The 8,048-nt window shown below is 44.7% G+C and carries 9 protein-coding genes; 8 read left to right on the forward strand and 1 reads right to left on the reverse strand.

Translation table 11 applies throughout. The annotated features are described in order from the left end of the window. Positions 1 to 72: 72 nt before the first annotated feature. The 8 genes from D8886_RS09550 (at position 73) to D8886_RS09585 (ending at position 7,798) form a co-directional block, all read left to right on the forward strand. Positions 73 to 852, forward strand: coding sequence for an ABC transporter permease (locus D8886_RS09550; protein WP_185758698.1), 780 nt, complete (start codon positions 73 to 75; stop codon positions 850 to 852). Between the two features lie 41 nt (positions 853 to 893). Then, positions 894 to 1,895 carry an ABC transporter substrate-binding protein gene (locus tag D8886_RS09555; protein WP_125331284.1) on the forward strand — a complete coding sequence of 334 codons (1,002 nt, stop codon included), beginning with the start codon at positions 894 to 896 and terminating at the stop codon, positions 1,893 to 1,895. Continuing rightward, on the forward strand, positions 1,895 to 2,617 hold the full coding sequence (locus tag D8886_RS09560) for an ABC transporter ATP-binding protein (protein WP_125435363.1): 723 nt from the start codon (positions 1,895 to 1,897) through the stop codon (positions 2,615 to 2,617). The genes D8886_RS09555 and D8886_RS09560 overlap by 1 nt, the downstream gene beginning before the upstream one ends. Positions 2,618 to 2,879: 262 nt before the next feature. Further along, positions 2,880 to 3,491: a 30S ribosomal protein S4 gene (gene rpsD, locus D8886_RS09565; RefSeq protein WP_002899562.1), complete on the forward strand. Its 612-nt coding sequence runs from the start codon at positions 2,880 to 2,882 to the stop codon at positions 3,489 to 3,491. A gap of 200 nt (positions 3,492 to 3,691) precedes the next feature. After that, positions 3,692 to 4,723, forward strand: coding sequence for an NAD-dependent epimerase/dehydratase family protein (locus D8886_RS09570; protein ID WP_125435365.1), 1,032 nt, complete (start codon positions 3,692 to 3,694; stop codon positions 4,721 to 4,723). Beyond that, positions 4,698 to 5,525 carry an MBL fold metallo-hydrolase gene (locus D8886_RS09575; protein WP_185758690.1) on the forward strand — a complete coding sequence of 276 codons (828 nt, stop codon included), beginning with the start codon at positions 4,698 to 4,700 and terminating at the stop codon, positions 5,523 to 5,525. The genes D8886_RS09570 and D8886_RS09575 overlap by 26 nt, the downstream gene beginning before the upstream one ends. Further along, positions 5,494 to 6,753 (forward strand): F390 synthetase-related protein, encoded by a 1,260-nt coding sequence (locus D8886_RS09580; protein ID WP_185761292.1) that lies wholly within the window; start codon positions 5,494 to 5,496, stop codon positions 6,751 to 6,753. The genes D8886_RS09575 and D8886_RS09580 overlap by 32 nt, the downstream gene beginning before the upstream one ends. A 100-nt stretch (positions 6,754 to 6,853) precedes the next feature. Beyond that, complete coding sequence (locus tag D8886_RS09585) at positions 6,854 to 7,798, forward strand: 3-oxoacyl-[acyl-carrier-protein] synthase III C-terminal domain-containing protein (RefSeq protein WP_061591918.1); 945 nt, start codon at positions 6,854 to 6,856, stop codon at positions 7,796 to 7,798. A 47-nt stretch (positions 7,799 to 7,845) separates the two neighbouring features. Here the strand turns inward: D8886_RS09585 and D8886_RS09590 are convergent. Then, a partial coding sequence (locus tag D8886_RS09590) for an IS3 family transposase (protein WP_142999463.1) occupies positions 7,846 to 8,048 on the reverse strand: 203 nt, incomplete at its 5' end.

Raw genomic sequence — 8,048 nt, forward strand, 5'->3', positions numbered from 1 at the left:
CATATACGGAAAAGGCCTTTTCTTTTATCATCTTTATCGAATGGTGATATCTTGAAGAATTGCAGCGCTAAAATGCAGGAAGGGAGGAAAATTGTTCTAATGAAAGCAATACAAAGGCTGATGCGACAGCAAATCGGTCTCTTAGGTATGTTGGGTGTACTTGTCATCTGGCAGGTCATGGGCTGGTTAAAGCTTTTGCCCAAGTTTATCCTGCCGACACCTCTGGAAATCGGTCAGGCCTTTATCAGAGATGCTGGATTTCTAGCAGGCCATAGCTGGGCGACCTTAAAAGTAGCCTTACTGGGTTTAGTCTTGGGGGTCATCTTGGCTTGTATACTAGCTATACTCATGGACAGCATGAGCTGGCTCAATGATCTGATCTATCCCATGATGGTCGTGGTGCAGACTATTCCGACCATTGCTTTGGCGCCAATTCTGGTTCTCTGGCTGGGTTATGGAATTTTGCCCAAGATTGTGCTCATTATTCTGACGACAACTTTTCCGATTATCGTCAGTATTCTGGACGGTTTTCGGCATTGTGACCGGGATACTCTGACTCTCTTTGAGCTTATGCAGGCCAATCGCTGGCAGATTCTCTGGCATTTTAAAATTCCAGCTAGTTTGCCTTATTTCTATGCGGGTCTGAGGGTGAGTGTTTCCTACGCCTTCATTACGACTGTGGTTTCTGAATGGTTGGGCGGTTTTGAAGGCTTGGGTGTTTATATGATTCAGTCTAAGAAACTTTTCCAGTACGATACCATGTTTGCCATTATCATATTGGTTTCGGTTATCAGTCTTCTGGGGATGAAGCTGGTGGCTGTCAGTGAAAAATATGTCATTAAGTGGAAATAGGAGCTCAGCTCTGCCATTTTCCAAAGAAAGAAAAGAGGATAATGATGAAAAAAAGTTATAAAGTGTTGCTGGCAGGTTTAGCTGCCGTGTCTATCTTTGGTCTAGCGGCTTGCAGTCAGTCAGGCTCGGAGTCAGCTAAGAAGGATAAAAAGATTGATTTTATCCTAGACTGGTCACCCAACACCAATCATACCGGTCTTTATGTGGCTCAGGAAAAGGGCTATTTCAAGGAAGCAGGCGTGGATGTAGATATCAAGTTGCCGCCTGAAGATAGCAGTTCGGATTTGATTATCAATGGCAAGGCGCCTTTTGGTATTTATTTCCAGGACTCTATGGCTAAAAAACTGGATAAGGGCGCAGAAATAACAGCTGTCGCGGCTATTGTAGAGCATAATACTTCGGGCATTATTTCTAAGAAGTCTGCAGGAATTACGGAACCTAAGGATCTGGCTGGGAAGAAATACGGTACCTGGAATGATCCGGTGGAGCTTGGCATGCTCAAAACCTTGGTCGAAAGCCAAGGCGGTCAGTTTGATGAGGTAGAAAAGGTTCCCAACAACGATTCTAACTCTATTACGCCGATTGAAAATGGTTTGTTTGATGCAGCGTGGATTTATCATGGCTGGGACGGCATCATGGCAGAGACGCAAGGCATGGACACTAATTTCTTTTATATGAAAGACTATGTCAAAGAGTTTGACTACTATTCACCAGTCATCATTGCCAATAATGACTATCTCAAGAAGAATCCGGACGAGGCGAAAAAGGTCCTGCAGGCTATCAAGAAAGGCTATCAATATGCCATGGAGCACCCTGAAGAAGCGGCGGATATTTTAATCAAGCATGCGCCAGAGCTGAAGAACAAGCGTGACTTTGTCTTGGCTTCTCAAGAATATTTGTCCGAGCAATATGCATCGGATAAGGACAAGTGGGGTCAGTTTGAGGCTAGCCGCTGGAATGCCTTTTACAAATGGGCCAAGGATAAAGGTATCGTGGACAATGACTTGAGGGACAAGGGATTCAGCAACGATTATATAAAATAATGACAGAAATTAAACTTGAAAATGTAAGCTATGCTTACGATGAGCAGCAGATTTTGAAAGACATCAGCCTAGAGGTAGAAGCAGGCCAGGTTGTAGCGATTTTGGGGCCTAGTGGAGTCGGGAAAACGACCCTCTTTAATCTGATTGCGGGGATTTTGGAGGTCCAGACGGGTAGGATTGTCCTAGACGGACAGGAAAATCCCAAGGGTCGCGTGAGCTACATGCTACAGAAGGACTTGCTGCTGGAGCACAAGACGGTGCTGGGGAATGTCATCTTGCCTCTCTTAATCCGAAAGGTATCCAAAAAGGAAGCGATGGAGCAGGCAAGTCAGATTTTGAAGGAGTTCGGGCTTTTTGATGTGGCAGACAAGTATCCACATGAACTGAGCGGGGGGATGCGGCAGCGCGTGGCTATGCTACGAACCTATATGTTCGGTCACAAGCTATTTCTTCTGGATGAGGCCTTTAGTGCTCTGGATGAGCTGACCAAGATGGAGCTACACGCTTGGTATCTGGATATTCATCGTAGGCTTGGCCTGACGACTCTTCTCATCACTCATAGCATCGAGGAAGCTCTGGCTCTCAGTGACCGTATCTATATTCTGAAAAATCGTCCTGGGCAAATTGTTGCAGATCTCCAATTGACTTGGTCAGGCAGCGAGGATAAGGAACTACAGAAGCTGCGATATAAGCAGGAGATTTTGAGGATTTTGGGAGTGTGAAGCAACTGCCTGAATTCCTTTGCTTTCAAGAAACAACTTCAATCAAGCCTTTTGGCTTGATTTTTTGTATGAGGCCCTTTACTTTTGACTTTATTCATGGTACAATAGCCCTTGTGTGAAATAGCAGCAGGAAAGCATGGAGCTCGTCAACAGAACATCAGCTATAAAAGTAGCCTTAGCTGTTTGGGCGAAAATGTTCTGCACGAATCAGGGCTTTCTAAGTGACTATTTCCTCAAAAAAATTTTACAGGAGGACATTTTTATGTCACGTTATACAGGACCATCTTGGAAACAAGCTCGTCGTTTGGGTCTTTCTCTTACTGGTACAGGTAAAGAATTGGCTCGCCGTAACTATGTACCTGGTCAACATGGACCAAACAACCGCAGCAAATTGTCAGAATACGGTTTGCAATTGGCTGAAAAGCAAAAACTTCGTTTCACTTACGGTGTAGGTGAAAAACAATTCCGTAACTTGTTCGTTCAAGCTTCAAAAATCAAAGAAGGAATCCTTGGTTTCAACTTCATGCTTCTCTTGGAGCGTCGCTTGGATAACGTTGTTTACCGTCTTGGTCTTGCGACTACTCGTCGTCAAGCTCGTCAATTCGTAAACCACGGTCACATCCTTGTTGACGGTAAACGTGTTGATATCCCATCATACCGCGTAACTCCAGGTCAAGTGATTTCAGTTCGTGAGAAATCATTGAAAGTTCCAGCAATTCTTGAAGCTGTTGAAGCAACTCTTGGACGTCCAGCATTCGTATCATTCGATGCTGAAAAATTAGAAGGTTCATTGACTCGTCTTCCAGAGCGCGATGAAATCAACCCAGAAATCAACGAAGCACTTATCGTTGAATTCTACAACAAAATGCTTTAATTTGTATTTGTTCAGAAGTCGGTTTTCCGGCTTCTTTTTTATACTCCCAATGAATTAATTAGAGCTATTTCCAACTAAAAAATGTCAATGGCTTGAGACAGCTGTTTTGGAAAATTATCTTATTTCTTTCTGCTCCTATCCAATCAGGTGAGACACTCTGTAAAGATTTTTTCCAGCTTTTTTACGGAAGATTTGCTGAAATGGTGTATAATGGGGACAAGACTGAAACAGAAAATTATATGAAAGGAGTAGCGATGAAAGTTCTAGTGACAGGAGCGACTGGCTTTCTAGGAAAGTATGTTGTTGAAGAGCTGGCTGAACAAGGATATCAGGTGCGAGCATTTGGCCGCAATCTGAAGGCGGGCCGGCAATTAGAAGGTCCCTTAGTAGAGTTTTTTGCTGGGGATTTTACCAGAGAAGAAGAAATTTTTGCAGCCTGCGAAGGAGTGGATGCAGTAGTGCATGCTGGTGCCCTCTCAACGATTTGGGGACCCTGGGAGCAGTTTTATCAGACCAATGTAGTAGGAACCAAGTTGGTTATGGAAGCCTGCCGACATTTTGGAGTGCAACGACTGGTCTATATTTCCTCTCCAAGCATTTATGCTGCGGCGCGTGACCAATTGGCTATCAAAGAAGAGGCTGCTCCTCAGGAAAATGAGCTGAATTTCTATATAAAAAGCAAGCTCATGGCTGAGCGGATTGTCCGAAGTTATCCTCAAGTTCCATCAGTTATCTTACGTCCTAGAGGGCTCTTTGGTATTGGAGACACCAGTATCTTTCCTAGGATTCTGCGCTTAAGTCAAAAACTGGCGATTCCACTTATCAGAAATGGCCAGCAAATGATGGACATGACCTGTGTGGAAAATGTGGCCTTGGCTGTTCGTCTGGCTTTGGAATTTCCAGAAGCGCAAGGACAAGTTTACAACATTACCAACGGAGAATCCCGTAGTTTCAAGGATATGCTGGATGAAGCTTTAGATGGTTTACAGGTTCGTAAACGTTATGTTAAGTTGCCTGCTGCTTTTCTAGGTCTTCTGGCACAGGGCTTTGAAAGCTTTTATCGCTTTTTTAACATTGAAAAAGAGCCACCTCTGACTCTTTACACTTATTACTTAATGCGTTACAGTCAAACGCTGGATATATCAGCAGCAGTAAGGGATTTGGGCTATCAACCCAAGTTGACAATCAGTGAAGGGATTGCAAAATATGTCCAACATTATCGAGAAAATTGAGTATCTTCAGCCTGGGAGCTGCAGCAGTCACTTGCAGCAGATGTTTAAGGGAGTTGCCAAGAAAAAAATAATTTTTCCAGCTGGTGTTTTCCTTTTAAAGCATCGTGACAAAGGCTATATTCTCTACGACACAGGCTATTCTCCAGCTATTCTGAAGCCCAAGCTCAAATACTGGCTTTATGGTCTGGGAACGCCTGTTGATATGTCAGAAGAGGAGCGTGTAGATCGTCTGCTTGAGCAAAAAGGAATTGCGGCAGAAGATATTTCTTATGTCATCTTGTCGCACTTGCATCCGGATCACATCGGCGGAGCCGCTTTCTTTCCCAAGGCCCGCTTCATTCTGACCAAGACCGTTTTTAAAACTTATCAGCATGCCAAGCTTAAGGATTTGATTTTCAAGGAATTTCTTCCGCAGGATTTTGAGAGTCGGTTGGAAGTGGTGGAACCTCAGCAGGTGCAAGCAGCATTCCTCTATCGCAAGACAGTTGACTTGTTTGGGGATGGCAGTATATATCTGGCCTCAGTTGATGGCCATGCCGCTGGTCAAGCTTGTCTCTTTTTGCCAGATCATCATCTGTTTATCGGAGCTGATTTGTGCTGGGGCGTGGATCTGTTGCCTTATACGGAGCAGATGCGTTTCTTGCCGTCACTAATCCAGGATAACAAGGAAGAATACATGGCTGGTGTGGCCTTGCTGCGGCAGTTGCTTGCTGTTGGCTATCAGGTGCTAGTCAGTCATGATCCGGCTGAGAGAGCGGAGCAGATTTTGTATGAAACTAGGAACATTTCTAAAAACCTTTAGCGTCATTCGCTGGGGGCATCGATTTAAGGATCGACAGGCTCTGGAACGCTATCAAGTCAAGGCTTTAGAGACCTATCGGGAATTTCTGCAGCAGGAATCGCCTTATTTTAAATCAGGTATTCCAGCAGATTTTAAGATGAATAAGGCCTTTATGATGGAGCATTTCAATGAGCTCAATACTCAAGGGCTGGATCGTGATGAGTTGTTAGCCTTGGCACTGGAGAGCGAGCGGACACGTGATTTTAGTCCCATGATAGGAGAGATTGCTGTCGGCCTGTCTTCAGGGACATCTGGTCACCGAGGCTTGTTTGTCACCACTGAAAAGGAGCGCAGCATGTGGGCGGCAGCCATCTTGGCTAAGATGCTGCCTACAGGCAAACTCTTTGGGCACAAAATAGCCTTCTTTCTTCGGGCAGATAACCAGCTTTATCAGACTGTCAATTCAGGCTTGATTTCTCTGGAGTATTTTGATACTTTTCAGGGAGCCGAAGAGCATGTAGAGCGCTTGAATGCTTACCAGCCAACGATTTTGGTGGCGCCAGCATCAATGCTCTTGGATCTGGCTAAACAAGTCCAGGCAGGAAATGTGCAGATTGCCCCTAGCAAAGTCGTATCAGTGGCAGAGATTTTGGAAGAGCCAGATCGGCAGAGGATTCAAGCAGGATTTGGTCTGAAAAAGGTGGACCAGGTCTACCAAGCGACCGAGGGCTTCCTAGCCTGTAGCTGTTCCTACGGGAATCTTCATCTAAACGAAGACATTGTCCATGTAGATAAGCACTACTTGGATGATCGGCGTTTTTATCCTATTATCACGGACTTCAAGCGGACTTCTCAGCCAATTTTTCAATATGAGCTGAATGATATCTTGGTGGAAAATCCTGAACCTTGCCCCTGCGGTTCGGTCTTTACACGGATTGACAGAATTGAGGGGCGCTCGGATGATATTTTCATTTTTGAAAATACCGCAGGTCAGTCGGTGGAGATCTTTCCGGACTTTATCCGCCGTTGTCTGCTCTTAGTTGATGCGATTGGAGAATACCAAGTCGCTCAGAAGCAGGACTATTCGCTGACCATTGCTATCGAACATCGTAGTCAGCAGCGAGAAGACGAGATTGTCCAGCAGTTTCAAAACTTAGCGACTGATAAAAGCTTTCTTATGCCGGCTATTTTTTTTGAAGATTATCAGCGGGACAGAGGTCGTAAGTTGAAACGAATTTATCGGGCTTAAGAATGCCCCAAGTGGAAAAATATATGAATCGGTGGCTCATACTCTTTGACAGTTTACCTAACTGCCGAGCAGCCCCAAGTCTGACAAGAAGGAGTTTAATATGACAGCAGTAAAGAATCATATAAAGATTGTTGGTTATGGTACGCATCTACCTAGAAATACTGTGACTTTTAAGGATCAGACCCGTTATCGAGTGGTGGAAAATGAAGAAACCCAGCTTTCCATGGCGGTCAAGGCGATTGAAAAAGCCCTGCAGCAAGCGGGCCTGACTATCAAAGACATTGACTGCATCGTGTCGGCTAGTGCGGTGGGCGTTCAGCCCATTCCCTGCACCGCGGCCCTGATTCATGAGTTGGTGGCTAAGGGCTTGTCCATTCCAGCCATGGATATCAATACGACCTGCACCAGCTTTATCTCGGCTTTGAGTCTCATGTCTCATTTGTTGGAGGCTGGTGAATATCAAAGAATCCTCATCGTGTCTAGTGAGGTTGGAAGCCTGGGCCTCAATCCTAATCAGAAGGAAAGTTTTGAGTTGTTCAGTGACGGAGCGGCTGCTTTGATTTTTGAAGCAACAGAGGAAGAGAGAGGCGTTATCTCCAGCCTGCAGCGGACCTGGTCTGAAGGAGCTCACGATACAGAGATTCGCGGTGGTTTGACATCATTTCAGCCTAAGGAGTATTCGGATGCTACCAAGACTCACTACATGTTTGACATGAATGGCAAGAAGATTCTCTTGCTCTCTGCCAGAAAAATTCCGGAAATGTTTAAAGAGTTTAAAGAAAAGAGTGGTCTCAGCCTATCTGACCTGGATTATATCATTCCGCATCAGGCGAGTCGTGCTCTGCCAATGGTCATGCGCAGCTTGGGTATTCCTGATGATAAATACCTTAATATTGTGCAAGACTATGGTAATATGGTGTCAGTAGCAGTGCCCTTTTCCCTCTGCTATGCTCTGGAGCGCAATCTAGTCAAGGAAGGGGACACCATCGCTCTGATGGGAACAGCAGCTGGTATGACAGTCAATATGTTGGCTATGAAATTATAATAAAAACAGGGTGTACATGTACTGACCCCAAAAAGTTAGACAATTAATTATTGAAAGGATTTAGTTCTGTATTGCACAGGGCTAAGTCCTTTTAGTTTGACTTTGATTCGTTTGTTATTGTAGTAATCAATGTAGTCCACAATAGCTTGCTCAAGGTCTTCTAAAGACCTAAAGTTCTTCTCATAACCGTAAAACATCTCAGACTTAAGAATGCCAAAGAAGGACTCCATCATGCCGTTGTCTGGGCTGT

Source organism: Streptococcus sanguinis, from assembly GCF_003943655.1.
Classification (GTDB): Bacteria; Bacillota; Bacilli; order Lactobacillales; family Streptococcaceae; genus Streptococcus; species Streptococcus sanguinis_F.

Coding starts and splice junctions, on each gene's coding strand:
- D8886_RS09555 (WP_125331284.1), top strand. CDS start 894: ATGATGAAAAAAAGTTATAAAGTGTTGCTGGCAGGTTTAGCTGCCGTG.
- D8886_RS09560 (WP_125435363.1), top strand. CDS start 1,895: ATGACAGAAATTAAACTTGAAAATGTAAGCTATGCTTACGATGAGCAG.
- D8886_RS09580 (WP_185761292.1), top strand. CDS start 5,494: ATGAAACTAGGAACATTTCTAAAAACCTTTAGCGTCATTCGCTGGGGG.
- D8886_RS09550 (WP_185758698.1), top strand. CDS start 73: ATGCAGGAAGGGAGGAAAATTGTTCTAATGAAAGCAATACAAAGGCTG.
- D8886_RS09575 (WP_185758690.1), top strand. CDS start 4,698: ATGTCCAACATTATCGAGAAAATTGAGTATCTTCAGCCTGGGAGCTGC.
- rpsD (WP_002899562.1), top strand. CDS start 2,880: ATGTCACGTTATACAGGACCATCTTGGAAACAAGCTCGTCGTTTGGGT.
- D8886_RS09570 (WP_125435365.1), top strand. CDS start 3,692: ATGGTGTATAATGGGGACAAGACTGAAACAGAAAATTATATGAAAGGA.
- D8886_RS09585 (WP_061591918.1), top strand. CDS start 6,854: ATGACAGCAGTAAAGAATCATATAAAGATTGTTGGTTATGGTACGCAT.